Genomic DNA, 26,019 nt, shown 5'->3' with positions numbered 1-26,019 from the left:
CCCTCTGTTGCCTGCTTGCAGCGGTGCCGGATCAGCACCGCGTTTCAGATCTGGATCATCACCCTACCGGCCTCGACTTTCACTGGATAGGTCTTGAGGTTGACGCAGACCGGCGCGCCCTTGGCCTGCCCGGTCTTGTAGTTGAAGCGGCCATTGTGCTTGGGGCATTCGATGATGTCGTCCATGACCAGCCCGTCGGCCAGATGCGCCTTTTCATGCGTGCAGAAACCGTCGGTGGCGAAGAACTCGTCATCCGGCGAGCGATAGATCGCGAAGGTCCGCCCATCATGGTCGAAGCGGATGACATCCTCTTCCTCGACATCGCCCACGGCGCACGCTTCAACCCAATCGGCCATCTCAATCTCCTGCGGACATTACCGATCGCTATTCGGCCGCCGCCGACATATCGACCTCGTGGAATTCGCCGCGATAGGGCCTGGCCGTCGGCGGCAGTTCGCGCTTGAGGTAATAATCCTCGTATTTCAGCTGCCTCAGCAGCACCGGCCAGACCTCGCGATAGGCATGCCACATCGACGGATTCGGCTCCGGCAGATCGTGCTTGATCAGCTCGTGCAGCCTGGGCAGCGCGTGATAGGGCACCATCGGGAACATGTGGTGCTCCACATGGTAGTTCATGTTCCAGTAAATGAACCGGCTGATCGGGTTCATGTAGACGGTGCGCGTGTTGAGCCGGTGGTCGACGACATTGTCGGCCAGGCCGATATGCTGCAGCAGGCCGGTCGTCACCATGTGCCAGGTGCCGTAGAGGCGCGGCAGGCCGATCAGCACCAGCGGTATCCACGACCGCAGCGCGATCGCGAGAGCGATCGTCGCGACATAGATGGCGACATGCCAGCGGGCCGCGACGACCGCCTTGTGTAGTTCCATCTCGGGGATATAGCTCTTCTCGTCATCCGACAGCGTGCCGAAGGCCTGGCGCACCAGCGTCGGCAGCGAATAACGGAAGTCGAGAATGCCGGTGAAGGCCAGTCCCGCCTTCAACAGGTCCGGCGGCCGCATGACGGCGATCTCGGCGTCGCGGCCGACGATGATGGTGTCGGTGTGGTGGCGGGCATGGCTCCAGCGCCATTGCACGGGATTGCGCATCAGCATGAAGGAGGCGATGTGGTAGACGACATCGTTCATCCAGCGCGTGCGGAACGCAGTACCATGGCCGCATTCGTGCCAGCGCGAGTCGCTCGACGAGCCGTAGAGCACGCCATAGACCAGCAGGAACGGCACCACCCACCACGTACCCCAGAACCAGACGATGCCGGCGGCCGAACCCAGGATCGCGACAATCCAGATCACCGTATCGCGGATCGCCGGCCCATCGGAACGCTGCATCAGTTCCTTCATCGCCTTGCGCGGCACATCGGTGTGATACCACTCGGCCGAGGCAAGCCCGGTCTCTATCGCTGCCCTGGTGCTCTCGCCGACAAGGCTGTAGTCGCGCTTCTTTGCCATCGTCACGTTGATCTCCAATCCCTGCGCAGCGCTGGCAATCCGGTCCGCCGGCCGGAGGGCTTGCATTGGATAAATGTCGCGCTCATGTCCTGCCGGCCAGTCTTGGAAAGTTTCCGGAAGGCCGAGGATAATCCTGCTCGGGCTGCCGGGCGATAGCCGCGATCCTGGCCTCGGCCGCTGCGATCGCACCGGCGCCGTCGAGGACGCTGAACACCGCGTCATAGACCCGGCTTTCGCCATGCTCCAGCCAGATCATCTCGCCGCGCTCGCGGGCGGCGAGATCGCCCAGTACATGGTGGGTCGAAGGCTCGATCCCCAGCGCGTACTGCCCGGCCTGGAAATTCTGCCACTGATAGGCACACGGCAACTGGTCCTTGCGCGTCACCAGCTCGAGCCCGAGCCCGAGCCGGTCGTTGACGACGGCCACCGGCACCTCGCCATTGGCATCGGCGGCCATCTCATGCTGCCAGACCTGCTCGCTGAAGCCCGCCTGCGGCGCAGGCGCCGTGCGGTAGCCGACCTTCTGCGCCGCGTAGCGCGCGCCGGCATGGCCCGCCCAGACGACGTCGCGGATCGGCGCCAGATAGCGTGAGCCCTCATCCAGCAGGGGATGGCTGACATTGACATGGTAGAAATACATATGCGGCGTGCGGTTGAAGCCGTGATTGACGACATGGTCGGAAAGCCGGATCTCGTTGCCGCCGACATCGGCCTCGATGCGGCGCATGAGATGCAGATCCTCGCCGAATACCGCCGACTGCTGGACGATGCCTTCGGCCCACAGCACGCAGCGGTCGCCGTCCCAGCGCTCGCCATAGCCCGTCAGCCGCGCCGGGATGGTGCCGACCCGCCCATGCAGCGAGTGGAGCACCGTCTTCTTGCCCGGATAGTTATAGTTCTCGGCCGGGACTTCTTCCCGCCCCAGAATATGGTCGAGGCCGCAGGTGACGAGCAGGCCCGAGAAGGACCGCGCCCAGGCCAGCCCGCTCTCCCCTTCATAGTCATGCAGACCGGGGTTGCGAAAACCGCTCGGCGAATGCCAGCCGATCGCCTGGCCCTTGAAGTCGCAATCGGCGATGTCGAGCGCGCGGTCGACCAGCGCGGTGAAGCGCAGGCCCGAGCCGGTGCGGAATTCGAGCATGCGAATGCCGCGCTCCACCCCGTCGCCGAGCGTCATCAGCCGCACGCCGGCGAATTGCGACAGCTGGCCCGACCGCTCGGCCACCTGCCGGCGCGACAGCGTCTTGCCGTAGAGCTCTACCATGCGACGCCCTTCACTTTGCCCTCGCCTCCTTGAGCAAGGCCGACATGTCGGCGCCGGTGATGATGCTTTCCACGGTCAGGAGGTCGGTGTCGGCCACCGTCTGCTCGGCGACGATTTCGCCGCGCCGCATGACGATGATGCGGTCGGCGACCTGGAACACGTGGTGGATGTTGTGGGTGATGAGCAGCACCGAATGGCCAGCATCGCGCACCTCCTTGACGAAGCGCAGCACGCCATGGGTTTCCTCGACGCCGAGATTGTTGGTCGGTTCGTCGAGGATGATGACCTTGGCGGCGAACTGCATGGCGCGCGAGATGGCGATCGACTGCCGCTCGCCGCCCGAAAGTGTGCTGACCAGCGCGTCGGCGTCGAGCTTTTTCGAGATGCCGACGCGCTTCAGCAGCGCCGAGGCGGCCTTGCGCAGCTTGGCGAGGTCGAGCGGCGCGAACACGCCGAGCCAGCCGAAATTGACCGGCTCGCGACCGAGAAAAAGATTGCGCGCGATGCTGAGGTCGGGCGCCAGCGAGGTGTCCTGGTGGATGGTCTCGATGCCGAGGTCCATCGCATCCCTGGTCGAGCGGATCGAGACTTTCTCGCCGCGCACATAAATGTCGCCGCGATCGATGGGGAAGACACCCGAGATCGCCTTGATCAGCGTCGATTTGCCGGCGCCATTGTCGCCGAGCAGCGCCACCACCTCGCCTTCCCGCAGTGTCAGTGAGGCGTTCTTCAGCGCCCGCACGCTGCCGAAGGATTTTTGCAGGTTCTGCAGCCGAAGCACTTCTTGCATCATCGTCAGCCCCTTGCGGCGTTCTTCTGCAGCCAAGCGTGCAGGATGAGCATGGCGAGGATGATGAGGCCGACGAAGATGTTGTAGGCGAGCCCCGGCACGCCGATCAACACGATGCCGTTGCGGATGGCGCGCAGCATCAGCGCGCCGACGATCGTGCCGAGGATGGTGCCGCGTCCGCCGGTCAGCGCCGTGCCGCCGACCACCACCATGGCGATCACCTCCAGCTCGTAGCCTGTGCCGGCCACCGGCGAGGCGGCGGAGATGCGGAAGGCGCTGATCATGCCGGCTAGGCCGGCGAGCACCGAGGTCGCGATGAACAGCCAGATCTTGACGCTATCGGCCGGCACGCCGCGCGCCACCGCCGCGTTGCGGTTCGAACCGATGGCGCTGATCCAGTTGCCGAGCTTGGCGTAGCGCAGGATGTAGATGGCAAACAGCGAAAGGCCGATGAACCACCACAGCGAAGTGTATAAACGGAACGAACCTATGTTGAAGCTGCCCGCCAGCAGTGTCACGAAAAACCCAGGCTGGTCCCAGGATTTCAGCGGAAACCCCTGCGTGATGTAAAGCGCCGCGCCACGAACGACGAGCAGCATCGACAGTGTCACCAGGAAGGACGAGATGCCGATCTTGGTGACGATCAGCCCGTTGATCGCGCCGATCGCGATGCACAGCACAAGCCCGGCCAGCAGCGCCACGCCGATATCCACACCGCCATTCTGCACCAGCAGCATCACCACCACCGGCGCCAGTCCAAACACCGCGCCGACGGAAAGGTCGAATTCGCCCGCCGTCAAAAGCAATGTCATGCCGAGCGCGATGATGCCAAGCTCGGGCAGGAACGCCATCATGTTGGAGATGTTGAGCGGCGACAGGAAATTGGCGTCGGCGACAGCAAACACCGCCAGCAAAATGATGAGGATGACGAAGGAGGAGAATTGCGGCGAGCGCAACAGGCGGGACCTGCCTCTCGCCCCCGGCGCGTCGTCTTCTGCGGCAATTGTCATGACTGCTTGGACCATGCTTGAAAAGACGCCCGCCGCTTTTCGGCGGGCGCCGGTTTTCTCACTTCTTGTCGTAGAGCTTCAGGATCGGGTCGACGCTGGAGGCGTCGTAGAGACCGAAGGTGTGGATGTCGTAGCCGATCGGTTCGCCGGAGGCCGCAAGCCCGAGCAGCGCCACCGGCATGAAGCCCTGCGCCGACGGGTACTGCCAAGCGGCTGCGTTGACGAAGCCATCCTTGACGGCTTGCGCCGTCTCCTTGGAATTGCCCCAGCCGACGACGGGGATCTTGCCCGCCGGCACACCGGCGCCATCGAACACGCGCTTGACGCTGGCCGCCACGGAATCGCCGAGCGCGATGATCGCCGGCGGATTGTTGGCGACCATGTAGTCGGTCATCTTGGCGATGATGCCGGCCGGGTCGGTGCCGCAATCGACCACGTCATATTTGATGTCAAGCGGGTCGAAAACGCTGGCAATGCCCTCGGTCTCGAGCTGCTGGTAGCTGGCGCCGGGCACCTCGACCGGCAGGAACACCTTGTCGCCCTGCTTCACCATCTTGTGGTCGACGAGGTATTTGGCCCAGATGGCGCCCGCTTCCTTGAGATCCGCTCCGACATAGGCCTGCCGTCCGGTCGCCGGATCGTCGGTGTTGAAGAACACGATCGGGATGCCGGCCGCCTTGGCCGCCTTGACCTCCTCGGTCCACAGGCCCGGCTGCGCTGACGTGGTGGCGATGCCGTCGGGCTTGGCGGCAAGCGCCGAGTTGAAGGCTTCCTTCTGTGCCGCCATATCGCCGCCGCTGAAGGAGATCTTGCAGGTCACCTTGAGCTGGTCGCAGGCCTTGGTCGCGCCTGCATTCCAGTCGATCCAGAACGCATCCGACGGGCCGCCATGCGACAAGAGATAAAAGGTCTTCTGGCCGTCCTGCGCCCACGCCGTCGTGCCAAAGGCGACGCCGGCGAGCACTGTCGCGGCGGCAGCCAGTTTCCAAGCGAATTTCAACATTCTTTCCTCCCTTGTTTGAAGCCGCGCCGCCATGCACCGGGCGACGCGGCCAGCGGTCACAGGCCGTTGGCGCGGAACTTCCCGTCGAGGAATGTCTTGGCGCGCGGCACGTCGTCCTCCGACAGATGCTCGATGATCACAGGGATGTTCGGATGCTTTTCGGCGAGACGCTGCAGATAGAGGTCGTAGTTCAGCGAACCGAGGCCAGGCGCCGGCAGCTCGATCTCGCCAACGCCGCGGAAAGTGTGGCTTTCCATCGCGTCGGCGTCGCCGATATCGGCATGCTTCTCCGACTTGTCGTCGCCCGAGCGCTTGACGTCCTTGGCATGCGCTATTCTGATCTTGTCGGTCAGCGTGTCGAACACCTGGTTCAGGATCTGGTCCATCCGGTCGATGTTGTGGGTCTCGAAGTAGTTGGTCGGATCCATCAGCAGGCCGAGGCCGGGATGGTCGACTTGCGCGAACATCCTGACCGTCTCCTCGACCGAGCCGACGACGTTGTTGACATAGGTTTCGAGCAGGAACACCGCGCCGTGATCGTAAGCCGTCTGGGCAAGGTCGGCGATCACCTTGCGGCATTCCTCGAACCCTTCCTCGGTCTTGTTCTTGGGGTGATGCACCCAGTCGGACTCGGTGTTGTAAGTACCGGTTTCCGAGATCACGTAAGGCGAGCCGAAATGACGGGCGTTGCGGATGATCTCCTTGAGATAACCGACGCGCTTGTCGCGCTCGGCCTTGTCGGGATGGATGATGTTGGTATAGCCCGACACGCAGCAGACCGGCAGGTTGTTGTCGCGGAAGACGTCGCGCACGGTCTTGGCCTTGTCCTTGGTGATCTGGCCGGCCGAAAGGTCGACATCCCTGAAATGCAGGTCGAGCTGCACCGTGTTGAAACCGAGCCCGCGGATCTTCTTCGCCGTCTCTTCGAGGCCGTACGGGAAATAGCCCGTGAAAATACCTGCCTGCATCATGATGTGAATTCCTCCCAGTAAGCGATTCAGTTGTCTGGTGTTTCGGTTGCGGTGATCAGATAGCGATTTCGGAAAGCTTGACGGTGCGGCCCGATGCCATCGAGCGATAGCCCGCTTCCACCAGCGCCATGGTCTTGACGTTGTCGGCGACGGTGAGCGCCGGCGGCGTGCCGGTCTTCACCGCATGCTGCAACTGCTCCATCACCCCGATGAAGGCATGCGGGAACCACATCGTCTCCCAGCTCGGGCTGACCCACTCGCCGCCGGTCGTCTCCGCCGAGGCGAAAGTCAGTGTCGAAGCGGCACCCGTCGGCCAGCCGATCGTGCCCTTGGCGACGCCCTTGGTACCGTCGACACGCCAGTTGATGTGCTGGTCGTCGCGATAGCCCTCCTGGCGCGGACCGGACCAGACGTCCTCCAGCGATAGGGCGAGCACCCCCGAGGGGAAGCGCAGTGTCGAGACGGTGATGCCGTCGGAATGGTGGAATGTGGTGCGCGGGTCCTTGCGCGTCAGCGTCGTGATCTCGTCGGGATCGCCGAAGAGGAAGCGCAGCACGTCGAGATGGTGCACGCTCATATTGGCGAGCGTCAGCCGGTCGTAGCCCTGGAGGAACGTCTGCCAATGCGGGATGGCGTGCATGTCGATCTGCGCGAAGACGATGTCGCCCAGCGCGCCGCTGTCGATGATCTGCTTCAACACGCGCATCGACTGGTCGTAGCGCATGTTCTGGTTGACCGAGAGGATCTTGCCGGCCTTCGCCGCCTCGTCGCGCAGCTTGACCGCTTCCTCGACCGACAGCGCCAGGGGTTTCTGGGCCAGGATCCCCTTGATGTGCTTTTGCTTCAATGCATGCCGGATCAGCGCCGGCTGTTGGTCAGGCGGAAAAGCAAGGTCGATGATCTCGACATTTGCGTCTTCGATCAGCTGTTCGGGCGTGTCGTGGACGGTCGGAATGCTCCAACGGTCGGCGACCTTTTGCGCATTCGCCTTTGTGCGCGAAGCGATCGCCACCACCGGGAAGCCCGCTTCGTGATAGGCGGCCAGATGGCACTCGGCCATTATCATGCCGGCGCCGACGCAGCCGATCCTGTATTCCTTCGTGCGGACCTTCACGTCCGGCTCGAAGCCCTTGCCTGTCATGCCTTCCTCCCGAAATTCTGTCCTCGCGGCCGCATTCATCTTGCCAACGCGCCTCCGCCCTGTCCGAAATAATGCACGCGTGCCGGCTCGCAGGATATCGCCACCATCGCGTCAGGCCTGATATCGGGCTGGCCGCGCAGCAGCGCCTTCAGCCGCGCCTGCCCGGCGGCGAGCGTCACCACGGTATAGCCGCCAAGCGGCTCGACCTCGAACACCCGCGCCGGGCGGCCCGGACCCCCGTCCGCCGTCTCGTTGTCGCTCCAGGGGCTGACCTTGATATCCTCCGGCCTCAGCCCGATCTCGACAGCATCAATCGGGGCAGCCCTGTCGGCAACGCGGATCGTGCCTTCAGCGGCTTCGACGCCGCTCTCGCCGCGAACGGATTTGAGGATGTTCATGACAGGCGAACCGAGCAGCCGCGCCACATAGGTGCTGGTTGGACGGTCATAGATCTCGGCCGGCGCGCCGATCTGCCTGATCCTGCCACTCTCCAGTATGGCGATGCGGTCGGCGATCGACATCGCCTCTTCCTGATCGTGGGTGACATAGATCAACGTCTTGCCGAGCTCGCGCTGGATGCGCTTCAGCTCGACGCGTGTCTCCTCGCGCAGCCGCGCGTCGAGCGCCGAGATCGGGTCGTCCATCAGATAGGCATTGGGGTCGCGCACCAGCGCGCGTGCGATCGCCACGCGCTGCCGCTCGCCGCCCGAAAGCTGCGCCGGCGGCTTGTGCAGGATATGACCGATATGCAGCTTGGCCGCGACATCGGCGACGCGCCTTTCCATATCGGCTTCGGCGACCCGGCGCTCGACCAGCGGGAAGCGGACATTGTCGAGCGCGCTCATATGCGGGAACAGCGCCAGGTTCTGGAACACCATCGCCACGTTGCGTTCGGCCGGCGAAACAGCATTGACCGGCTTGCCGCCGATGAGGATTTCGCCGGAATCAGGCGTCTCCAGCCCCAGCACCAGCCGCAGGATCGTCGACTTGCCCGACAGCGGCGGCCCGAAGAAGCAGAAGAACTCGTTGTCGTTGACCGTGAACGAGGCGTCGTCGACGGCAAGCGTGCCGCCGTAGCGTTTCGTGACATTGCGGAAGACGATATCAGCCATGGCTCAACCCGCCCTCATCGCGAGACCGCTGGCGGCGTCGAAGACGCGCACCGACGCCCCTGCGGGCGCGACGACCGCGGTCTGCCCGATCGACAAGCCGACATCATTGTCGAACACCGCTTTCACGGCGCCCTCGCCCTGGCCGAGATGAACGATGGTGCGCGCGCCGATGCGTTCGACGAAGGTGACAGGCATGGCAAGCCCGCGCCCGTCCTGCGCCAGGGCCACCTGTTCCGGCCGGAAGCCGTAGAGCACCTCGCCGTGCGCACCGCGCAGGCTGGCCGCCAGCTCATCCGGCAATGGCGGCGTGATGCCCAGCGGGCCAAGATCGACAACGAGCCCCCGGTCGCTCTCCGCCGGCCTGCCCTTGAGCAGGTTCATGCCCGGCGCGCCGATGAAGCGGGCGACGAAGACATTGGCCGGGTTGTTGTAGACTTCGAGCGGCGTGCCGACCTGCTGCAGCACGCCATGGTCCATGACCGCGATGCGGTCGGCCATGGTCATGGCTTCGAGCTGATCGTGGGTGACGTAGACCATGGTCTGCTTGAACTGGCGCTGCAGCTGTTTCAGCTCTGTGCGCATGACCGCCCGGAAGGCGGCGTCGACATTGGACAGCGGCTCGTCGAGCAGGAAGATCGCCGGCTCCATGATCGCCGAGCGGCCGATCGCCACGCGCTGCAGGATGTTGACCGACAGCCGGTCGGCCTTGCGATCGAGCAGCGGCGTCAGTTGCAGCAGCTCGGCGATGGCGCCGACGCGCCGGTCGATCTCGGCCTTGGCGGCGCCGCGCATCCTCGGCCCGTAGGCAAGGTTCTGACGCACCGTCATATGGGTGAAGATGGCATAGTTCTGGAACACGAAGCCGACGCCGCGCCGGCCCATCGGCACGCCGGCCATGTCGCGCTCGCCGAACAGGATCTTGCCGCTGGTCGGCTCCTCCATGCCGGCGATCATGTTCATGGTCGTCGACTTGCCGCAGCCCGAAGGTCCGAGCAGCGCCATGAACTCGCCGTCTGATATGTCGAGGTCCATGGTTTTCAGCGCCGTGAAGTCGCCGAATGTCTTGGTGAGGTGCTTGAGTTGGATCGTGCTCATGCCTGCACCTGCCTTGCCCGCGCCATGCGCTTCATGGCGAACACGGCGACGATGGAGAGCACCACCAGGATGGCCAACGCGATCGCCGCCACATAGCCCCAGATCAGATCCTGCGTGGTGACCTTGTAGATGTAGACGGAGATCGTTTCCGTGGCGACGCCGGGGCCGCCGCCGGTCATGATGTAGAGCGTGTCGAAGATCTTGAAGTTCTCGATCACCCGGATCGCCAGCGCAATGATGATGATCGTCTTCATCTTCGGCAGCACGATGGTGGTAAAGCGTTGCCAGGGATTGGCGCCGAGCAGCGTCGCCGCCTTGATCTGGTCCTGCGGCACACCGACCAGGCCGGCCAGCAGGATGAGGAACATCAACGGCGTCCACTGCCAGATATCGGCGATCATCACCGCGATCAGTGCCAGGGTCGGGTCCGACAGCCAGGCAATGATGACACGTGTGCCCGTGATTGCCGACAGGATGTCGTTCACCGGGCCGCCCGACTGGAACAGCATGAAGAACATGTAGCCGGCCACCGCCGGCACCACCATCATCGGCATCAGCAGGATCGAATAGAAGATGCGCTTGCCCGGGAAATCGTCGGCGAACAGGGTCGCCAAGGCCAGGCCGAGCAGGAATTCCGCCGGCACGCAGACGATCATGACGATGAACGTCCGCTTCAGCGCGCTCCAGAAGCGGCCGTCGGCGGCGAGATCGGTATAGTTGGCAAAGCTGTTCCACATCTCCCAGGCGTTCCACCAGCCGAGGCCCGAAAGCGGCGACCAGTCGGTGACGCTGATGTAGAGCTGCATCAGCAGCGGAAAGGCGGAGATGAACAGGACGAGGATCTGCGCCGGCAAGGTCAGCCGAAAGCCGAGTCGCGCGCCCTCGTCTCGCAGGACCGGCCTTGCGTGAGCCGCATCCATCTCACCCTTCGAAATCGTCGCCATCACCGTGCTCATTGCTTGAGCGCCCCAAAGGTCAGCCCGCGCACCAGATGACGCTGGATGGCAATGCCCATGATGACCGGCGGCACGGCGGCGATCAGCCCGAGTGCTGCCTTGGCGCCATAGAGCTGGCCGGTCATCGAGGACGACAGCGAGGCCATGTAGACCGGGATCGTCACCCATTCGCGCGTCGTCAGAAGCAGCGCGATCAGATAGTCCGACCAGTTGAGGATGAAGACGAAGAGGGCAGCACTTGCGAGCGGCGCGCGCATCATCGGCAGCGTGATGCGGGTGAAGACGCGCAGCCGCGAACAGCCCTCGACGAGGGCAGCCTCCTCGATCTCGCGCGGCATATCGTCGAAGAAGGTCTTCATCAGCCAGAAGGCGAACGGCAAGGTGACGATGCCATAGATCAGCGCCAGGCCCCACCAGCTGTCGGTGAAGTTGAGGAAGGCCCACATGATCATCACGGGGATCATCACAGCCATCGGCGGAAACAGCCGGAGCTGGATCAGCGCCAGCGGCAGGTTCTGTCCCGAGCCGAAGCGCGACAGGCCGTAAGCGGCGGCCGTGCCGGCCGACATGGCGATCGCGGTGCCGAACACCGCCGACAGCAGCGACGACAGGATCGGCTTCAACGCGGTGCGGTCGAGCGCCACGATCAGATTGTTGGTCGACTCGCCGAACACGAACTGGAAATTGCTGAGCGTCGGGTTCTTCGGCCACCATGTCAGGTCCGCGCCCGTCGCCGACCATTCGGCGATCGGCTTGAAGGCCATCGACACCATCCACAGGATCGGCACCAGCGTCACCGCCATCGCCGCGAGGATCGCGGCGTAGCGGAATATCTCGAAGGGGACGGAACGCTTCATCTGGCTGCTTTTGCTGGTGGCGTTAGATCAAGATGACATTTCGTTGAATCGTCATCCTGATCTAACTCTTTGTTGGAGCATGATCTTTCCCGAAAACCGGGTCCCACTTTTCGGGATCATGCTCTATTGCGGAGGGGAAGAGCTTTCGCCCCTCCCCTCCGGCCCTGATCCAGGGAGACGGATCAGCTGATCGGATCGAGAACGGTCGGCCAGGCCTCCTTGTTGGTTCGGATGGCTTCGAGCAATTTGTCCTCGCCGATGCGCCGGGCGATCTTCTTCCACTCGGCCTCGGTGTCGGCCATCGCCTGCTCCGATGTCTTGGCCTTGGTCAGCGAGGCCATGAGGTTTTCGTCCAGCGCGTTGTGGAAGGCGGTGGCGCCGGGATAGTTGATGGTCGGCACCGTGCGGGCGACCGTCTCGCGCACGACGTCCATGTGGTAGGCATGGTAGGTCTGGCGCACCAGCGGATCGGAGAAATCCGAAAGCCGGAACGGATCGAGATAGCCGCCCGGGTTGGCGCTCATCCAGGCGTAGATACGCGCCGAGCCCAGCCATTGCAGCAGGAGATAGGCGACCTCCTGGTTTTTCGACTGCGACGAGACCATGCCGGTCAGCGAGAACCACAGCACCGAGCGGCTGATCAGCTTGCCGTCGATCTCACGGCCGGGCGGCAGCATGGTGCCGATCTTGCCGGTGACCTTGGAGTCCTTGTTGCCGGCATTGTCGAGGAATTTCGGCAGATTGGAGAAGGCGCAGGTCATCGCAGCACCCCCCTTGGCGAAATTGCCGTACTGCTCCGGCCAGCCCCACGAGATCGCATCCGGCGAGTGATGGGCGAGCGATTCGACATATTCGTTGGTGGCCGCGATGCCGTGTTCGGAATTGATCAGCGGCTTGCCGTCATCGCCGAACAGGAATTGGTTTGGCGAGGCCATCGAGACATAGCGCTGGTACCAGTTGGTATAGCCCCAACCCTGGTTGCGCAGGTCGGTGGAGCCGAACAGGCCCTTGTCGGGACGCTGGAAGAAGGCCGCGACATCGCCGTGCTGCTTCCAGGTTTTCGGCGGCGCCAGATCGTAGCCGTATTTGTCCTTGAAAGCCTTCTTCTCGGCCTCGTCGCCGAACAGGTCGGTGCGGTAGACCCAGGTCTGGAAGTCGCCGTCCAGCGACACGCCATAGTTCGACCCGCGATATTTGTTGAGCAGCGACACGCCCTTGGCGCCGTCGACATAGCCGCTCTTGGGATCGTCCCATTCGGGTTTGTACTGAGCGACGAAATCGTCGAGCTTGGCGATGCCGCCGGTCTCGGCCAGATCGCCGAGGCGGTTCCACTCGGTCGAGTAGATGTCATAGGCTCCACCCTTGGTGGAGATGTCCTGCATCGTCTTGGTGAATTCCTGGCCGTTCGGCAGGCCGACGATCTCGATCGGGATGCCGGTCTCCTTTTCCCAGAGTTCCTTGATCGAGGGCGCGCCGGCCGGGAATGGCTGGGTGAGCTGGCCGATCGAACCGTCCGACAGGCCGAGCACGATCTTGGCCGGCGCCTTGCCGGCGCCCTTCAGCGCCTTGGCGGCCTCGACGGCGCGGCCTTCCGGCGTGTCGGGGCCGTATTGATAACGCTCGGCGCCGTCGAAGCCGGTCGGCCCGCCGATCATGCCGGGCGCCAGTGCGTCGGCGGCATAAGCGCGGCCGGGACGAATGAATTGTGGCGCGATACCTGTCGCGGCGACGAACACCGCGGCCTTTCCTCCGGACGCCAGCAGCCGGCGCCGCGAGATGCGGATCAGATCAGACATTGGAATTCCTCCCTCAGAGCCAACGTTTCCTCCACCGGCCCATGAGGGATATTGACGGCAGTATCGGAAGGCTGTCAACATCATAAATAATCAAAACACCTCATAAGATCGCAGCAGGGCGGGAAAATGCGTCATATCAGGGTTCATAGAACACTCCAGCTGCCTCGATTTGATGGGAAATGGCCTTTCCTGTCCCGGCATGGTCGCACCAGGCGAGATGATTTAGCCCGGCGGCTTGCGCATCGGCCAAGGCCGGATACATCATTTCCCATCAGAATCGCGGATAGCGAAGCATTGGCGCCATCAGGCCGGCAGCCGGCATTGCGTGATCCCGATGTGTTGAGGAGTTGAAAGACGGTGCGTTCCACCCTGACCGACATCGCCCGGGAAGCCGGCGTCTCCGCCGCCACCGTCGACCGCGTGCTCAACAACCGGCCCGGTGTGCGGGCACGCACGCGCGAGGTCGTGCTCGAAATGGCGCAGCGCCTCGGCTACATCGCCGAGAGCCCAAACGGAGCGCCGCCCAGGCCCCTGCCCGGCGAGATCATCCGGCTTGACTTCGCGCTGCCGGCGGGCACCAATTCCTTCATCAAGATGCTGCATCGCCACATCGAGGCGCAGGCCCTGGCGCGCCCGGATCTCGACGTCCACATCGCCACCATAGAAGGCTTCAATCCCGACCGGCTCGCCCGCCTGCTGCAAGATCTGCGCGGCCAGACGCAAGGCGTCGGCGTCATCGCGCTCGACCATCCAACGGTGCGCGAGGCGATCCGCTCGCTGTCGGCCAACGACGTCAAGGTGGTGACCATCGCCTCCGACATCCTGCATGTGCCAAGGGTTGCCTATATCGGCATCGACAACCGCGCCGCCGGGCGGTTGGCCGGCTATCTGCTCAACCGTTTCATGGGGCCGGAGCGCCCCGGCAAGGTGGCGCTGTTCGCCGGCTCGCTGTCCTATCGCGGCCACGAGGAACGCGAGATGGGCTTCCGGCACATATTGACCGAGGAGTCGCCCAATCTCGAGATCGTCGAGATGCGCGAGATGCTCGACGACCGCGAAAAGGCCTATTCGGAGGCCTCAGCCCTTCTGGAGCGGCATCCCGACCTTGCCGCGATCTACAATGTCGGCGCCGGCAACACCGGCATTGCACGCGCGCTCAAGGAGCGCGGTCGTGCGCAATCGATGGTCTTCCTCGGCCACGAAGTGACTGAAGGCACCAAGGACCTTTTGCTCGAGGGCACGCTCGACGCGGTCATCGACCAGAACCCGCGCGTCGAGGCGCGCGAGGCGCTCAACATCCTGACCCATGCCGTCCGGGGCTTGCCCTATGAATTGCACCAGCCGAGGCTGCAGGTGATCTTCAAGGAGAACATCCCGGAGATTTGACGGGCAATCCTCAGATTCTGCGCACGCTCGCCCCACCGTCCTCGCGAATGCCAATTGCAATGCGTTCGCCGGAGACAATGCCCGCAATGTCACACACCACGAGCGGCATGTGGATGTCGTAGAGAAACTCCGCGACGATGGCGCCCACCGCCAGGATCGGGTCCGGGCGCTCCAGAAGAATACCCGCTGGCGCCGTGCTCCGGCGGATCGTTTCGGCTAGAACCGAGGACGATGAGGACGACCCGCGCCCGCTCGGCATGACCAGGATTTTGCCGGCGACATTCTGGCCGCGGCCCGGATGCGAATGGTCGATGATTTCGCCCGTCTCCGCATCGATGCCGCCCCAGAAGCTGAGCGGTTGCGAAAACACCAGCGCCTCGGCCTCTGCGGCACCAGCCAGTTGGAAGCTGCCGGCTCTTTCAAACGTTGCCACCGATTGCGTCATGACGCACCCCGCACGACATGTCCTACCGCCGCGGAGCGGATGCAGTCCCTCATCTCGGCGAAGGCGACGGTCACACCAATATTGCCCGGCGCGTAATGCGCCCATTTGCCGGAATTGGTCATCACCACGCCGTCGAGGCGGTCGAGGATCGCGGTGACATAGGTGCAGGTGTCGGCGACCGGTATCAGGCCGAATGCCTCCATGCCGTCGAGCGCCCCCTCCTCCTGCAAGCGCGCCAACGTCGCGCGCCCGGTGTTCACGTAGATCGGGATGCCCCGGCCAGGTGCTGCCTCGCGCAGCAGCGGCAGCAGGCGCATCCACTCGTCATGCGAGAAATGCGGCGTGCCCAGTGACACCGCCGAGAGCGGCGCGCCATCCGGCACGCCAGACAATCTGGACAGCGCTTGATCGATGTCCGCCCGGGTAACGCGGATGGTCTCCTCAGGCGCATGGCCTTGGAACGCCTCGTCGAGCGTTCCCGCCTCCGGTGTGATGCCGACCGCATGAAACAGCGCTACCGCGCCTGTCGTAGCCGCAGCGGCGCCCAGCGCTTTCAGTTGATCCTCGTCGCGCGGCTTCGGCAGGCCTGATATCACCGGAATGCGATCGCCGCTGGCTTGCCCGATGATCAGCCCGACGCCGACGAACAGGCTGTCGCTCGGCACCCCGTCGGCAACGTCCAGTTCGAACAGGATGCGGCCGCGCCGGTTCTCGCCGAGATGCAGGCCCCAGGCTGGCGCGCGCCCGGTCATGGCGCAGCACAGGTCGATGAAATCGCCATAGCGATTGGTGCGCGCGCCGATCACCGAATTGGCGAACACGATGGCGTTGGACTCGCCCCAGGCGATCTGCTGGCCGAAGCCGGGCCGGAACCGCGTCTGGTAGGGCGCGCAGGTGAAGGTCGCCTGGCAGCCAAGCTCCAGATGCGCCTTCATCAGCCGCCGCGCCGGCACTTCCTCCGCCGCCGGCATCTTCACCATGCCGGGATGGATGAGGTCGAACGATCCGACATTGAGCGTCGTCGGCACTTGAACACGGCCGCCGCCTTCGACCAGCCGTTCGACGAAATCGAGCCCTGCCTTGCCGTGATAGAGGCAACCGTCGATATGGGCGGCCGAAATGTCGAGCAGGCTGGTTGCGCCGATGGCGTTGGAGAAGGCGACGAGGATTTTCATGGCGGCGGCGGAGGATGGGCCTTGCTCGCCGTCGAGCATGGATTGGTCGCGGGCACTTAATTCCAAGGTCATAGGCATCCCAACCACTTACTCGATCGTATGGCGGGACAGCGCCCCCTTCTGCCCTGCCGGGCATCTCCCCCACATGGGGGGAGATCGGCAGCTTCGGTCGTCGCGCTCATTCTTGCAATGCAGAAGATTTGCGAAGACGGCGACGACAGCCAATCTCCCCCCTCGTGGGGGTTGAGGAGTGGTTCGCGAAGCGGACGCAAAGCCAATTGCTTGGCTTTGCGAACGACGAACGTCCGGCAGAACAGAGGGGCGCGCCAAGGAACGCCGACTGTCCCGGCTATCGACCCGTACCACCTACCCCGCCGCGATCAACACCGTGCTTTCCGGCGACCAGCGCAGCACGACGTCCTGCCCCTCGGCCAGCCTGTCAGCGCCGGTATTCTGCACGATGACCTTCAGAGTCTGGCCGGCGCGGTCGACGAAATAGGTGCTATTGTTGCCTGCGAAGATGCGTTTAGAGACCTGCCCGCGCAGCACATTCGCATCGCCATCCGCAGTGCCGGCATCGGTGGCAATCCGGATGCGCTCAGGCCGCACGGCACAGCTTGCCTTGGCACCCGCCGAAAGCCGGTCGCCCACCCCGGCGGCAATCGCCGTGCCGTCCGCCAGGCGGATGCCGTTGCCGGTCGCGTCACCGCGAAAGATGTTGGCGTCGCCGAGGAAGGTCGCGGCGAATTCGCTCCTTGGCCGGTCGTAAATCTCTTCCGGCGGCCCTTCCTGCACCAGCCTGCCGTCACGCAAGATGCCGATGCGGTCGCTCATCGTCAGCGCTTCTTCCTGGTCGTGGGTGACAAAGATGGTGGTGATGCCGATCTCGCGCTGAATACGCTTCAACTCGATCTGCATATCGACGCGCAGCGCCTTGTCGAGCGCGCCGAGCGGCTCGTCCAGCAACAGCACGCGCGGCTTGGTGACGATGGCGCGTGCCAGCGCCACGCGCTGGCGCTGCCCGCCGGAGAGCTGGTGCGGCCGCCGCGCGCCGAGTTTGCCCAACTGCACGAGGTCGAGCGCGCGCTGCACTTCCATCGCAATGACAGCCTTGGCCTCGCCGCGCACCGACAGCCCGAAGGCGATATTGTCAGCGACGCTCATATTGGGAAACAGCGCGTAGTTCTGGAACACCATGCCGATGCGCCGCTTCTCGACCGGCACCCGCTCGACACTCTCGCCGCCGATTGAGATACGGCCGCTGTCGGGAAAATCGAAACCGGCGATCTGCCTGAGCAGCGTCGTCTTGCCGCTGCCCGACGGACCGAGCAGCGCGTAGAAGCCGCCATCGGCGAAATCGATGGAGACATCGTCCAGCGCCTTGTGCGCGCCAAAACTGCGCGAGACGTTGGATACCTGCACACCGGCCATTATTTCTCTCCGCCGAATTTGAAGAACCGCGCAGTGAGCAGCATCAGTGCCATCGACACCACAATGATGATCGTCGAGACCGCGTTGATCTCGGGCGTGAAACCCTTGCGGATCGCGGCGTAGATTTCGACCGGCAGCGTCGTCTGTCCCGGCGTTGCCAAAAAATAGGAGACGACGAACTGGTCGAACGACACGGCAAAGGCAAACAGCCCGCCGGCGATGACGCCCGGCATGATCCACGGCAGCGTCACCCGCCTTGTCACCTGCCACTGGTTGGCGCCAAGCGAACGCGCCGCCTCTTCCAGTTCGGGCGCGAAAGTCTGCAGCCGGGCGGAGACGACGACGATGACATAGGGCAGCGCCAGCGCGACATGGCCGAGCAGGATGACGAACAGCCCGCGCCCGATGCCTACGCCGAAGAAGAAGATCAGCATCGCCGTGCCGGTGATCAGCCACGGAATGGCGATCGGCGGAAAAAGCAGCGCCTGCAAAAACTTCTTGCCTCGGAATTCATAGCGGTAGAGTGCCAGGGCTGCGGCGGTACCAAGCACCACGCAGATGATCGTGGTGATGACCGCGATCTCGATGCTGTTCCAGGTCGCCGCGATCAGCTGGTCGTTCTGCCACAGCGAGGCGTACCACTCGGTGGTCCAATCGAAAGGCAATTGGTAGAAGGGCGAGACGTTGAACGACATCAGCGCCATGATGATGATGGGCAGATAGAGGAAGGCGAGCAGCAGCCCGATGTAGATCCGGCCGAGCCATTCCAGGAAGCGTGTCGTAGCCATCACGCCGCCCTCCGCAGCACCGGCGAAGCGACCGCCAGGATGACCAGCACGACGGCGAGCAGGATGAAGGACAGTGCTGCCCCGAGCGGCCAGTTGAACACGGCGACGAACTGATCCTCGATCACCGTGCCATAGAACGTGCCGGTGCGGCCGCCGAGAATGCGTGGCTCCATGAACGAGCCGACGACCGGCACGAAGATCAGCGCGGCGCCCGCCACCAGCCCCGGCAGCGACAGCGGAATGATCACCCGCTTCAGCACCTGCAGCCGCGAAGCGCCGAGCGAACGCCCGGCCTCGATCAGCGAGTCGTCGATGGCCTGCAAAGTGAGATAGCAGGTCAGCACCATGTAAGGCACGTAGGAATGCACCAGCCCGATGATGACCGCCGGATAGGAATACATGAGATCGATGTTGATCTTGAACGGCAGCACGGCGTTGAGGGCCGTGTCGAGGATGCCGCCCTCGCGCAGAACCATCGCCCAGGAGAAGATGCGCACCAGCCCATTCGACCAGAACGGCAGGATGACCAGCAGGAAGATCGCCTCGCGGCTGCGGCCCTTCAGCACCTTGGCCAGCACATAGGCTGCCGGGTAGCCGATGACGATGCACCACAGCGTCACTTCGAGGCCAAGGCGCAGCGAAGCCAGCAGCAGGGTCAGATAGAGGCTCTGCGAAAAGAAGGCGGCGTAATTGCCCAGCGTGAAGGCCCACGGCTTTCCCGTCAGCGGCAGGTCGGTCATGAAGGAGAAAAAGACCATGGCCGAGAGCGGCAGGAAGATCGCCACCGTCAGCCAGAGATAGGCCGGCGCCAAAAGCGGCAAAGCCGATCTCAACCCGCTACGCGCCGCGACCGCACCCTGTGCCGCCATGCTACCCCTCCTCCCCGGGATTGAAGACCAGTCGGCAGCCGGCGCGAACCGCCGGCTAGCCGGGACATGAACTTACTTCACGTCGACCTTGAGTTGCTGCCAGAGCGCCAGATAGGCCTCGCGCTGCGCGTCGGTGATCGGCGCCTGGAACTGGATGCGCTTGGCCACCTCGGGATCACCCATGACCTTGCGGTTGAAGGCATCCTCGGGCAGCGCTTCGACCGCCTTGGTGTTGGCGGACACCGGCGCGCCGACCTTGGTGACCCATTCGACGTAGAACTTCGGATCGATCATGTAGTTGATGAAGGCCTCCGCACCGGCGACGTTCTTGGAGCCGACGGGAATGGAGAAGGCATCGAGCCAGGCGACGGCGCCCTCCTGCGGGATGACCAGCGAGACCGGCAGCTTGAAATGGGTCTTGGCGCGGTCGGCCGAGCCGCTCCAATAGGTGCCGATGTCGATCTGGTTGGAGGCGACCATCTGGTTCCAGTCGTTCTCCGAACTCCAGAAGGTCTTGATCTGCGGCATCAACGATATGAGCTTGGTCTTCACCGCGTCCATATCCTTGATGTCGTTGATGTTCTGGCCGGTGGCGATGGCGCCGAACTGAACCGCCTCGACGGCATCGTCACGGATGACGACGCGGCCCTTATGCGCGGGATCCCACATCTCGGCGATCGATGTCGGCGGTTTGTCGAAGGATTTCTCGTTGATGGCGAGCGCGGTCAGGCCCCACACCCACGGCACGCCGTAGACCTTGCCGTCATGGTCAAGCATCGGCGATCCGGCCTTGTCCCTGCTGATGTCGGCATAGTTCGCCAGCTTGGAGGTATCGATCGGCTGGATCAGCTTTTCCGCCATAGCCTGGTCGTTGAAGGCGGCGTTGATCATGACGACGTCGTAGAGGCCGGGATTGGTCCGAATCTTGGTCAGCATTTCCTGTTCGGAATTGAAGAAGTCGTTGACGACCTTGTTGCCGGTCGCCTTCTCGAAAGCGGCTATGGCCCACGGCTCGTCGGCGCCATAGCCTTTCCAGTTGAGCACATGCACCTCGTCGGCCCTGGCGGCAAAAGCGAGTGCGGAGGTGAAGACGGCGGTCGCCGTCAAGAGAGCAGTCAAGTCAGGCATGCGCATGGTTCGTTCCTCTCTGTGTTTGCCCGCTTCCCGGGCTTGTCAGGCTGTCTGATGGGCCTTCCGTGTCTGGCCTGGCGCGCCGGTCGACGCGGCCTGGTCCAGGAAAGTCTGGATTTCCTCGTCGGTCGGAGCCGACGAGCCGCCGTGGCGGGTGACCGAAATGGCCGCCGCCGCATTGGCATGGGTCGCCGCCTCGAAGGGAGGCGCGCCACGGGCCAGCGCGCTGACGAAGGCGCCGATATGCGTGTCGCCCGCGCCATTGGTATCGATGGCCGTCACCTTGAAGCCGGCAACCGTCTGTGCCGTGCCGTCTGCCAGCCGGACGAGGCATCCGTCCGCGCCCGCCCGGATGACGACGCCATCGGCGCTCGGGCAATGATCCGTCAGAAGCCGAGCGGCGAGCGCCTCGGTGTCGCCGGGGCCGGCAATCCCGGCCGCTTCCGCCGTGTTGCAGCTCAGCCATGTCGTGCGGGCAAGCACACGATCGAGAATGGCACGTGGAATGTCCGCTATGACCGGCGTCGGATCGAAGACGAAGGGAATGTCCGCCGGCAGCGCCTCGATCCATCCGGTCAGTGCATCGCGGCTCCCGGGATAGCTCAGCGTGTAGCCCGACGTGAACACCCAGTCATCAGGGCCGATCACCACCGGCGCCATCATGTCGGGGCTGAGAACGCTCTCGGCGCCTGGCCAGGACACGAAAGTGCGTTCCGCGTCGCTCGAGATCATGGCGACGCAATTGCCGCTGTCCATCAGGGGCGACGGCGGCGTCACCACCTCGATGCCCTCGGCGGCGAAGGCGGCACGCAGGAAGTCGCCATTCGGGCCGCTGCCGAGCTGGCCGCCAAACACCACCTTCATACCGGTGCGGGCCGCGGCGACCATCATGTTGAAGCCGCCGCCGGCAAGCTGCGCATACCCAGACGCCGTTTTCTCGGTGCCGGACGCCGGCAAGGCGTCGATGCGGTAGACATAGTCGACCACCGCGCTGCCGACATGGACGAGACGCCCACTCATGCCGCGTCCTTGCCGGACCCGGCCTTGCCGACGCGACCGTTCGACATCCGCGCCGCGACAAGATCGGCGGCCAGCGCCCGAACCTGCGCCATGTCGATACCCCTGAGGCCGGTGATGCGATCCTGTGGCAGGCGCGAAAATCCGGTGCAGGCGCCGGCCATGCCGGCCGCGATGGCACCGATCGTGTCGGTGTCGCCGCCGAGATTGGCGCTTATGATCGCCGCCTGCCATGGATCGCCGTCCGCGAGTTCCAGCACGGCAAAGGCAGCCGGCACCGATTCCTGGCTGGCGACACCGGTGCCGACCAGATCGGTAATCAACCGGATCGCGTCCCTCTTCACCTTGCCGCGCACCAGATCCCGCGCCCAGACGATGCGCGCGGCGATGTCGCCGCCGGTCACCCAGTTTCCGTGCGTCGCCCCTCGACGCGCCGCCGCGGCCGCGCTATCGGACGCCGCATGCCAATCGCCGCCGGCAACGCCACGGCTGACGGCGGCCGCGACCGCGGCGGCGGACGCGATCGCGATCGACGTGTTGTGGGTCGCCCGGCAGGTTTCGGCCACCTTGGCCACGAACGCGTCCAGCGGCTGCAGCGGCATCATGATGCCGACCGGCGCGATGCGCATGGCGGCGCCATTGGTGTCGCCGCTACGGCCCGCCTCTTGTGCCGGCACACCATTGTTGATGGCGTCGATGGCACGCTTGGTCGATGGCCCCAGAAGATCGTAGCTGCCGCGCGCCTTGACCTCACGCTCCCAGTCGAGCAGCGCGTTCACCCAGCGCGCATGGTCGAAGCTGTCGCCGGACTCAATCAGGATGCGGCCAAGCAGCAATGCCTGTTCGGTATCGTCGGTGATTGTGCCGGCCAGCAGCCCCTTCGATACCGGATGGTCGGCGAAAGGCGCGACGAAATCCTCGACATGGCCATGGAGTTCGGCAATGCGGGCCGGCGACAGAAGCTGCGTCGGCATGCCGAGCGCATCGCCCAGCGCCCCGCCGACGAGTGCGCCCATCGCGCGGTCCATCTCAAACTCAATGTCCGGCATCGCTCAGAACCTCATATGCAGCGCGAAATGCGCGGGGTTGAGCAGGCTGGTGACATATTCGATCGGCCGCTCATCGGCCGCACGCGTCAGTCGGCGGCCGCGCAGGAACGGCGTGCCCTGCGGACAGCCGAGAATGGCGGCGTCATCTGCGTTCAGCATCTCGATGTCGACCCACTCCTCGCCATGGTCCGGTATCAACCCCGCTCCGCGCAACGTCTGGTGGAGCGAGCCCTCGCGCAGGCCACGCAGCGGCACGTCCTCCAGTTCCGGCGACAGCGGCAGGCGGCTGCGCTCGATGGAGATCGCATGACCGTCATTGGCATTGGTGCGCACGCGGTCGACGGCGATAAAGAACGGGCTTTCGACATCCAGCAAGGTCGCCAGCCCGGGATCCTCGATGACCTCCAGCCGTAGTGTCCGCGTCTCGGCATTGGCGCCGGCATTGGCGAGCGCCCGCGACCAGCCGATGGCGTCATCGACCGGCTTGCCATCGAAAGTGACGAAGGAGCCGATGCCGACCTTGGTTGTGATCAGCCCGCGACTGGAGAGTTCCTCGAGCCCCTTGCGGACGGTGTTGCGGCTGACGGAGAAACGCTGGACGAGTTCATTTTCACTTTGCAGCCTGTCGCCGAAACCGAGAACGCCGGAGCGGATCTCATGTTCGAGGACGGTCGCGATCTGCTCGGGCTTGCCCGTGCCGGGAGACAGTTGAACCGCGCGCCGCTTCATATGCGTACCTGTTCAGTGAACCTGTATAATCCTGTTCAATATCCTTATATGCGAATTCTGTCAACGATCCGTGTGGGAGATGTCACGGCAAGCCCTCGATACCCGCCGACGACGAGCTACGTCGAAGTCATCGCTTTTCACGAAAAAAGAAAGCCCGCTCCGGAAACCGGGGCGGGCCTTGGAGGAGGATGAAGGGGTGGGACCCTCTCCTCTTGTTTCCACGGGGGGTGTGGACCGCAATCACCATACGTTGAGTCCGCTCATGTGTCGGATCACAAGCCGGCTTGCCTGCATCACAATCCGGTGCTCGACGGGATGAGCACGGTCACGCGATTGCGATTGCCACCGTGATCGAGCCGCTAAATGCGTCCCAGGACGACAAGGATGATGACGATGATCAACACGAGGCCGAGACCGCCACCACCATAATAACCTGTTCCGTAGAACGGGCCGCCGCCGAGACCGCTGAAGCCGCCGAGCAACGCGAGGATTAGAATAATGATAAGTATCGTGCCGAGACCCATGGCTTTCCCTGCTCCTGAATGCGCGCTTTCGCGCTGTTTCAACATCGCGCCATTCGGATGTTGCAACGTATGAACGTTTTAGGAAGGCTGGCGTTCCGCCGACCATTGCGCCTACGGAACAGCCAGCCGGCAAAGCAGAAAGCCCGCCTGGACGGCGGGCTTTCCGACCGGCCGGAGGCCAGGAGAGTGCGGCCAAAGCCTCACGGCTGGTTCCGCAACCTCCTTCAGCCTCAGCGGCGAGCGATCAGCAGGCAGAGCTGCCGCAGGTCGCGATCATAGCTTCCTTCGCTGCCGAGCACGTCGACGCAGCGCTTCTTCATCCTCGACAGTTGGCTGCCCGACATCTGGGCCACCACACCCGGCACGTTCGGATGGCTCGGGTTCGAGGGGTTGCTCGGATTCGACGGGTTGCTGGGATTGGTTCCGCCGCCGATGCCCACACCGACACCGACGCCAATACCGCCTGTGCCGCCGACATTGGCGCCAAGCCCCGCGTTGATGCCGCCTGCCCCCCCAACATTAGCGCCAAGCCCGGCATTGATGCCGCCCGAACCGCCGACATTGGCGCCCGCTCCGGCATTGACGCCGTTGCTGCCGCCGACCGAAGCGCCGAGCCCGGCGCTGACGCCGCTCGAGCCACCGACACGGGCGCCCGCTCCGGCATTGACGCCGCCGCTGCCGCCCACCGACGCACCGGCGCCGGCGTTGATGCCGCCACCGCCGCCGACCGATGCGCCGACACCGGCATTGACACCGCCGCTACCGCCAACCGAGGCGCCGACACCGACACCAAGGCCCGCTGTGTTTGCCGGTCCGGAAAGAACCAAGACCACTGCACTACCTGCCAACACACTGGCGACTGTTTTGATTGAAAAAGCCATAACACTCTCCTGTTGTAGTTGCGCTAAGGCAGTCGGCACGCGCCGATTGCAGACTCAACTACGCAACAAGTGAGTTTCGGTTTCAAACCGGGACGTGACAGTGAAAGTAATGGTATTTATTGTAGAAACCAGAAAATTATAACAGTCTTAAATATAAAATATGTTTGTAAAAGATATTTTTTGACAACATCCTGCATTATCGACATATTAGCCGCTTAGAGAAGAAAAACGGTTTTTTGTCCGATGGCGAAACTTGCCGGAACCGCGTCATTGCTGGCAGGCGCCTTCATCAAGATGATGTTGAGCTCAGAATAGCCGGTAAAACAGTCTGTAGCGCACGCGTTCCATGTAGGCGCGATACTCCGGCGCGGCCGCCAAAAGCGCCTCTTCGCGCAAGATGCGGTAAAGCTGCAGATAGGTGATCACCGCATAGACCGCGAGATTGTGGAAGGAAAAGGCCGACAGGAGGTAGAGCACATGGCCGGCGAGATAGCCGGCATAGATGGGGTGCCGCACCAGCCGGTAGGCGCCGCCCGTCATCACGCCCCGATTGGCGGGCAGGATGGCGAAGGAGCGCCCCAGCGAGATCTTGCCCCAGATAACGAACAGCAGTGCGATGATCTGTAACGGCGCGGCGACGTAGAGGGGGATAAGTGCAATGCCTGGCTGGAGGCTGATCAACGCAACGCCAAAACTGGCCGTCACCGAGACAATAACCGTAAGCGGATTCCAGTCACGCTCCACAGGACGACGCGACAGAAGCAGCCAGGTGAAGGTGAGTATCTCGGAAATCGCCACCAGCGCGGCATTGAGCCGGGTCGGATCCTCCAAGAGTTGAGAAACGCCGCGATAGACGAACAGCCCCGCGCACGCCAGGGCGCAGAGACGAAAGAAGCCTTCGCGAAGGTCGACCAGGATCTCGCGCTTGCGGGCAGCGGACAAAAACCTGTTATCGGCCGCACGCGAAAGCGCTTCACTTTTTGACATGAGCAAGGCAAGCATCCCGGTGGTCCCTCGAGGTGACCTTGGCACGGAACCATTGCCGTGCCGTTAACCGAGAAGATCACATCGGTCCTAAACCAGATCGAAATTGCCGGAAACCGAGGGCCGTAGCCGCCGCCGGCATCGGACG

The 26,019-nt window shown here is 63.7% G+C and carries 26 protein-coding genes; 1 reads left to right on the top strand and 25 read right to left on the bottom strand.

Going from position 1 to position 26,019, the window contains the following annotated elements; genetic code table 11:
* Positions 1–44: 44 nt before the first annotated feature.
* The 13 genes from LB569_RS11495 to LB569_RS11435 all read right to left on the bottom strand — a co-directional run bounded on the left by LB569_RS11495 (position 45) and on the right by LB569_RS11435 (position 13,462).
* Entirely contained in the window at positions 45–356 is a 312-nt protein-coding gene (locus LB569_RS11495) for a MocE family 2Fe-2S type ferredoxin (RefSeq protein ID WP_140702051.1), read from the bottom strand.
* A 28-nt stretch (positions 357–384) separates the two neighbouring features.
* Positions 385–1,467, bottom strand: a complete 1,083-nt coding sequence (locus LB569_RS11490; protein WP_224692589.1) for a fatty acid desaturase family protein — start codon at positions 1,465–1,467, stop codon at positions 385–387.
* Positions 1,468–1,549: 82 nt separating this feature from the next.
* Positions 1,550–2,731: an aldose 1-epimerase family protein gene (locus LB569_RS11485; RefSeq protein ID WP_224692367.1), complete on the bottom strand. Its 1,182-nt coding sequence runs from the start codon at positions 2,729–2,731 to the stop codon at positions 1,550–1,552.
* Positions 2,732–2,741: 10 nt separating this feature from the next.
* Positions 2,742–3,524 carry an ATP-binding cassette domain-containing protein gene (locus LB569_RS11480; RefSeq protein ID WP_224692366.1) on the bottom strand — a complete coding sequence of 261 codons (783 nt, stop codon included), beginning with the start codon at positions 3,522–3,524 and terminating at the stop codon, positions 2,742–2,744.
* 2 nt (positions 3,525–3,526) lie between these two features.
* Positions 3,527–4,531, bottom strand: a complete 1,005-nt coding sequence (locus LB569_RS11475) for an ABC transporter permease (protein WP_224692365.1) — start codon at positions 4,529–4,531, stop codon at positions 3,527–3,529.
* A gap of 58 nt (positions 4,532–4,589) precedes the next feature.
* On the bottom strand, positions 4,590–5,534 hold the full coding sequence (locus LB569_RS11470; RefSeq protein WP_224692364.1) for a substrate-binding domain-containing protein: 945 nt from the start codon (positions 5,532–5,534) through the stop codon (positions 4,590–4,592).
* A 56-nt stretch (positions 5,535–5,590) separates the two neighbouring features.
* On the bottom strand, positions 5,591–6,505 hold the full coding sequence (locus LB569_RS11465) for a sugar phosphate isomerase/epimerase family protein (RefSeq protein ID WP_224692363.1): 915 nt from the start codon (positions 6,503–6,505) through the stop codon (positions 5,591–5,593).
* A gap of 55 nt (positions 6,506–6,560) precedes the next feature.
* Positions 6,561–7,646, bottom strand: a complete 1,086-nt coding sequence (locus tag LB569_RS11460) for a Gfo/Idh/MocA family protein (protein WP_224692362.1) — start codon at positions 7,644–7,646, stop codon at positions 6,561–6,563.
* Between the two features lie 35 nt (positions 7,647–7,681).
* On the bottom strand, positions 7,682–8,758 hold the full coding sequence (locus LB569_RS11455) for an ABC transporter ATP-binding protein (protein WP_224692361.1): 1,077 nt from the start codon (positions 8,756–8,758) through the stop codon (positions 7,682–7,684).
* Positions 8,759–8,761: 3 nt separating this feature from the next.
* Positions 8,762–9,853, bottom strand: a complete 1,092-nt coding sequence (locus LB569_RS11450; protein ID WP_224692360.1) for an ABC transporter ATP-binding protein — start codon at positions 9,851–9,853, stop codon at positions 8,762–8,764.
* Positions 9,850–10,809, bottom strand: coding sequence for a carbohydrate ABC transporter permease (locus tag LB569_RS11445; protein WP_224692359.1), 960 nt, complete (start codon positions 10,807–10,809; stop codon positions 9,850–9,852). The genes LB569_RS11450 and LB569_RS11445 overlap by 4 nt, the downstream gene beginning before the upstream one ends.
* A complete protein-coding gene (locus tag LB569_RS11440; RefSeq protein ID WP_015317068.1) occupies positions 10,806–11,666 on the bottom strand; it encodes a carbohydrate ABC transporter permease in 861 nt (286 codons plus the stop codon). Before LB569_RS11440 ends, LB569_RS11445 begins: the two co-directional genes overlap by 4 nt.
* A gap of 182 nt (positions 11,667–11,848) precedes the next feature.
* On the bottom strand, positions 11,849–13,462 hold the full coding sequence (locus LB569_RS11435) for an extracellular solute-binding protein (protein ID WP_224692358.1): 1,614 nt from the start codon (positions 13,460–13,462) through the stop codon (positions 11,849–11,851).
* 357 nt (positions 13,463–13,819) lie between these two features.
* On the opposite strand from LB569_RS11435, the gene LB569_RS11430 reads away from it, so the two are divergent.
* The gene (locus LB569_RS11430) at positions 13,820–14,848 is read left to right on the top strand and encodes a LacI family DNA-binding transcriptional regulator (protein ID WP_224692357.1); all 1,029 of its coding nucleotides are present in this window, start codon (positions 13,820–13,822) and stop codon (positions 14,846–14,848) included.
* A 10-nt stretch (positions 14,849–14,858) separates the two neighbouring features.
* Here LB569_RS11430 and LB569_RS11425 read toward each other — a convergent pair whose 3' ends face one another.
* The 12 genes from LB569_RS11425 to LB569_RS11370 form a co-directional block, all read right to left on the bottom strand.
* On the bottom strand, positions 14,859–15,293 hold the full coding sequence (locus LB569_RS11425) for an aconitase X swivel domain-containing protein (protein WP_224692356.1): 435 nt from the start codon (positions 15,291–15,293) through the stop codon (positions 14,859–14,861).
* The gene (locus LB569_RS11420) at positions 15,290–16,540 is read right to left on the bottom strand and encodes an aconitase X (protein ID WP_224692355.1); all 1,251 of its coding nucleotides are present in this window, start codon (positions 16,538–16,540) and stop codon (positions 15,290–15,292) included. The genes LB569_RS11425 and LB569_RS11420 overlap by 4 nt, the downstream gene beginning before the upstream one ends.
* A gap of 294 nt (positions 16,541–16,834) precedes the next feature.
* On the bottom strand, positions 16,835–17,899 hold the full coding sequence (locus LB569_RS11415; RefSeq protein ID WP_224692354.1) for an ABC transporter ATP-binding protein: 1,065 nt from the start codon (positions 17,897–17,899) through the stop codon (positions 16,835–16,837).
* Positions 17,899–18,687, bottom strand: a complete 789-nt coding sequence (locus tag LB569_RS11410) for an ABC transporter permease (RefSeq protein ID WP_224692353.1) — start codon at positions 18,685–18,687, stop codon at positions 17,899–17,901. The genes LB569_RS11415 and LB569_RS11410 overlap by 1 nt, the downstream gene beginning before the upstream one ends.
* A complete protein-coding gene (locus LB569_RS11405; protein WP_140702083.1) occupies positions 18,687–19,556 on the bottom strand; it encodes an ABC transporter permease in 870 nt (289 codons plus the stop codon). The genes LB569_RS11410 and LB569_RS11405 overlap by 1 nt, the downstream gene beginning before the upstream one ends.
* Positions 19,557–19,628: 72 nt before the next feature.
* Positions 19,629–20,690 carry an ABC transporter substrate-binding protein gene (locus LB569_RS11400; protein ID WP_224692352.1) on the bottom strand — a complete coding sequence of 354 codons (1,062 nt, stop codon included), beginning with the start codon at positions 20,688–20,690 and terminating at the stop codon, positions 19,629–19,631.
* Between the two features lie 39 nt (positions 20,691–20,729).
* Positions 20,730–21,707 (bottom strand): PfkB family carbohydrate kinase, encoded by a 978-nt coding sequence (locus LB569_RS11395; protein WP_224692351.1) that lies wholly within the window; start codon positions 21,705–21,707, stop codon positions 20,730–20,732.
* Positions 21,704–22,720 (bottom strand): ADP-ribosylglycohydrolase family protein, encoded by a 1,017-nt coding sequence (locus LB569_RS11390; RefSeq protein ID WP_411970213.1) that lies wholly within the window; start codon positions 22,718–22,720, stop codon positions 21,704–21,706. Before LB569_RS11390 ends, LB569_RS11395 begins: the two co-directional genes overlap by 4 nt.
* A gap of 36 nt (positions 22,721–22,756) precedes the next feature.
* On the bottom strand, positions 22,757–23,482 hold the full coding sequence (locus LB569_RS11385; RefSeq protein ID WP_224542238.1) for a GntR family transcriptional regulator: 726 nt from the start codon (positions 23,480–23,482) through the stop codon (positions 22,757–22,759).
* Between the two features lie 359 nt (positions 23,483–23,841).
* Complete coding sequence (locus LB569_RS11380) at positions 23,842–24,006, bottom strand: DUF3309 family protein (RefSeq protein ID WP_023769518.1); 165 nt, start codon at positions 24,004–24,006, stop codon at positions 23,842–23,844.
* Positions 24,007–24,236: 230 nt separating this feature from the next.
* Complete coding sequence (locus LB569_RS11375) at positions 24,237–24,887, bottom strand: hypothetical protein (protein ID WP_224692349.1); 651 nt, start codon at positions 24,885–24,887, stop codon at positions 24,237–24,239.
* Between the two features lie 306 nt (positions 24,888–25,193).
* The gene (locus LB569_RS11370; RefSeq protein WP_224542241.1) at positions 25,194–25,874 is read right to left on the bottom strand and encodes a methyltransferase family protein; all 681 of its coding nucleotides are present in this window, start codon (positions 25,872–25,874) and stop codon (positions 25,194–25,196) included.
* Positions 25,875–26,019 lie beyond the last annotated feature (145 nt).

Source organism: Mesorhizobium sp. BH1-1-4 (assembly GCF_020165665.1).
Lineage (GTDB): Bacteria > Pseudomonadota > Alphaproteobacteria > Rhizobiales > Rhizobiaceae > Mesorhizobium.
The sequence above is the reverse complement of the archived record's forward strand: the minus strand, read 5'-3'. Positions and strand labels throughout refer to the sequence as shown.

What these genes read in the sequence shown, in the direction of transcription:
- LB569_RS11495 (WP_140702051.1), bottom strand. Translation starts at nt 356, where the DNA reads ATGGCCGATTGGGTTGAAGCGTGCGCCGTGGGCGATGTCGAGGAAGAG.
- LB569_RS11490 (WP_224692589.1), bottom strand. Translation starts at nt 1,467, where the DNA reads ATGGCAAAGAAGCGCGACTACAGCCTTGTCGGCGAGAGCACCAGGGCA.
- LB569_RS11485 (WP_224692367.1), bottom strand. Translation starts at nt 2,731, where the DNA reads ATGGTAGAGCTCTACGGCAAGACGCTGTCGCGCCGGCAGGTGGCCGAG.
- LB569_RS11480 (WP_224692366.1), bottom strand. Translation starts at nt 3,524, where the DNA reads ATGATGCAAGAAGTGCTTCGGCTGCAGAACCTGCAAAAATCCTTCGGC.
- LB569_RS11475 (WP_224692365.1), bottom strand. Translation starts at nt 4,531, where the DNA reads ATGACAATTGCCGCAGAAGACGACGCGCCGGGGGCGAGAGGCAGGTCC.
- LB569_RS11470 (WP_224692364.1), bottom strand. Translation starts at nt 5,534, where the DNA reads ATGTTGAAATTCGCTTGGAAACTGGCTGCCGCCGCGACAGTGCTCGCC.
- LB569_RS11465 (WP_224692363.1), bottom strand. Translation starts at nt 6,505, where the DNA reads ATGATGCAGGCAGGTATTTTCACGGGCTATTTCCCGTACGGCCTCGAA.
- LB569_RS11460 (WP_224692362.1), bottom strand. Translation starts at nt 7,646, where the DNA reads ATGACAGGCAAGGGCTTCGAGCCGGACGTGAAGGTCCGCACGAAGGAA.
- LB569_RS11455 (WP_224692361.1), bottom strand. Translation starts at nt 8,758, where the DNA reads ATGGCTGATATCGTCTTCCGCAATGTCACGAAACGCTACGGCGGCACG.
- LB569_RS11450 (WP_224692360.1), bottom strand. Translation starts at nt 9,853, where the DNA reads ATGAGCACGATCCAACTCAAGCACCTCACCAAGACATTCGGCGACTTC.
- LB569_RS11445 (WP_224692359.1), bottom strand. Translation starts at nt 10,809, where the DNA reads ATGAGCACGGTGATGGCGACGATTTCGAAGGGTGAGATGGATGCGGCT.
- LB569_RS11440 (WP_015317068.1), bottom strand. Translation starts at nt 11,666, where the DNA reads ATGAAGCGTTCCGTCCCCTTCGAGATATTCCGCTACGCCGCGATCCTC.
- LB569_RS11435 (WP_224692358.1), bottom strand. Translation starts at nt 13,462, where the DNA reads ATGTCTGATCTGATCCGCATCTCGCGGCGCCGGCTGCTGGCGTCCGGA.
- LB569_RS11425 (WP_224692356.1), bottom strand. Translation starts at nt 15,293, where the DNA reads ATGACGCAATCGGTGGCAACGTTTGAAAGAGCCGGCAGCTTCCAACTG.
- LB569_RS11420 (WP_224692355.1), bottom strand. Translation starts at nt 16,540, where the DNA reads ATGACCTTGGAATTAAGTGCCCGCGACCAATCCATGCTCGACGGCGAG.
- LB569_RS11415 (WP_224692354.1), bottom strand. Translation starts at nt 17,899, where the DNA reads ATGGCCGGTGTGCAGGTATCCAACGTCTCGCGCAGTTTTGGCGCGCAC.
- LB569_RS11410 (WP_224692353.1), bottom strand. Translation starts at nt 18,687, where the DNA reads ATGGCTACGACACGCTTCCTGGAATGGCTCGGCCGGATCTACATCGGG.
- LB569_RS11405 (WP_140702083.1), bottom strand. Translation starts at nt 19,556, where the DNA reads ATGGCGGCACAGGGTGCGGTCGCGGCGCGTAGCGGGTTGAGATCGGCT.
- LB569_RS11400 (WP_224692352.1), bottom strand. Translation starts at nt 20,690, where the DNA reads ATGCGCATGCCTGACTTGACTGCTCTCTTGACGGCGACCGCCGTCTTC.
- LB569_RS11395 (WP_224692351.1), bottom strand. Translation starts at nt 21,707, where the DNA reads ATGAGTGGGCGTCTCGTCCATGTCGGCAGCGCGGTGGTCGACTATGTC.
- LB569_RS11390 (WP_411970213.1), bottom strand. Translation starts at nt 22,720, where the DNA reads ATGGGCGCACTCGTCGGCGGGGCGCTGGGCGATGCGCTCGGCATGCCG.
- LB569_RS11385 (WP_224542238.1), bottom strand. Translation starts at nt 23,482, where the DNA reads ATGAAGCGGCGCGCGGTTCAACTGTCTCCCGGCACGGGCAAGCCCGAG.
- LB569_RS11380 (WP_023769518.1), bottom strand. Translation starts at nt 24,006, where the DNA reads ATGGGTCTCGGCACGATACTTATCATTATTCTAATCCTCGCGTTGCTC.
- LB569_RS11375 (WP_224692349.1), bottom strand. Translation starts at nt 24,887, where the DNA reads ATGGCTTTTTCAATCAAAACAGTCGCCAGTGTGTTGGCAGGTAGTGCA.
- LB569_RS11370 (WP_224542241.1), bottom strand. Translation starts at nt 25,874, where the DNA reads ATGTCAAAAAGTGAAGCGCTTTCGCGTGCGGCCGATAACAGGTTTTTG.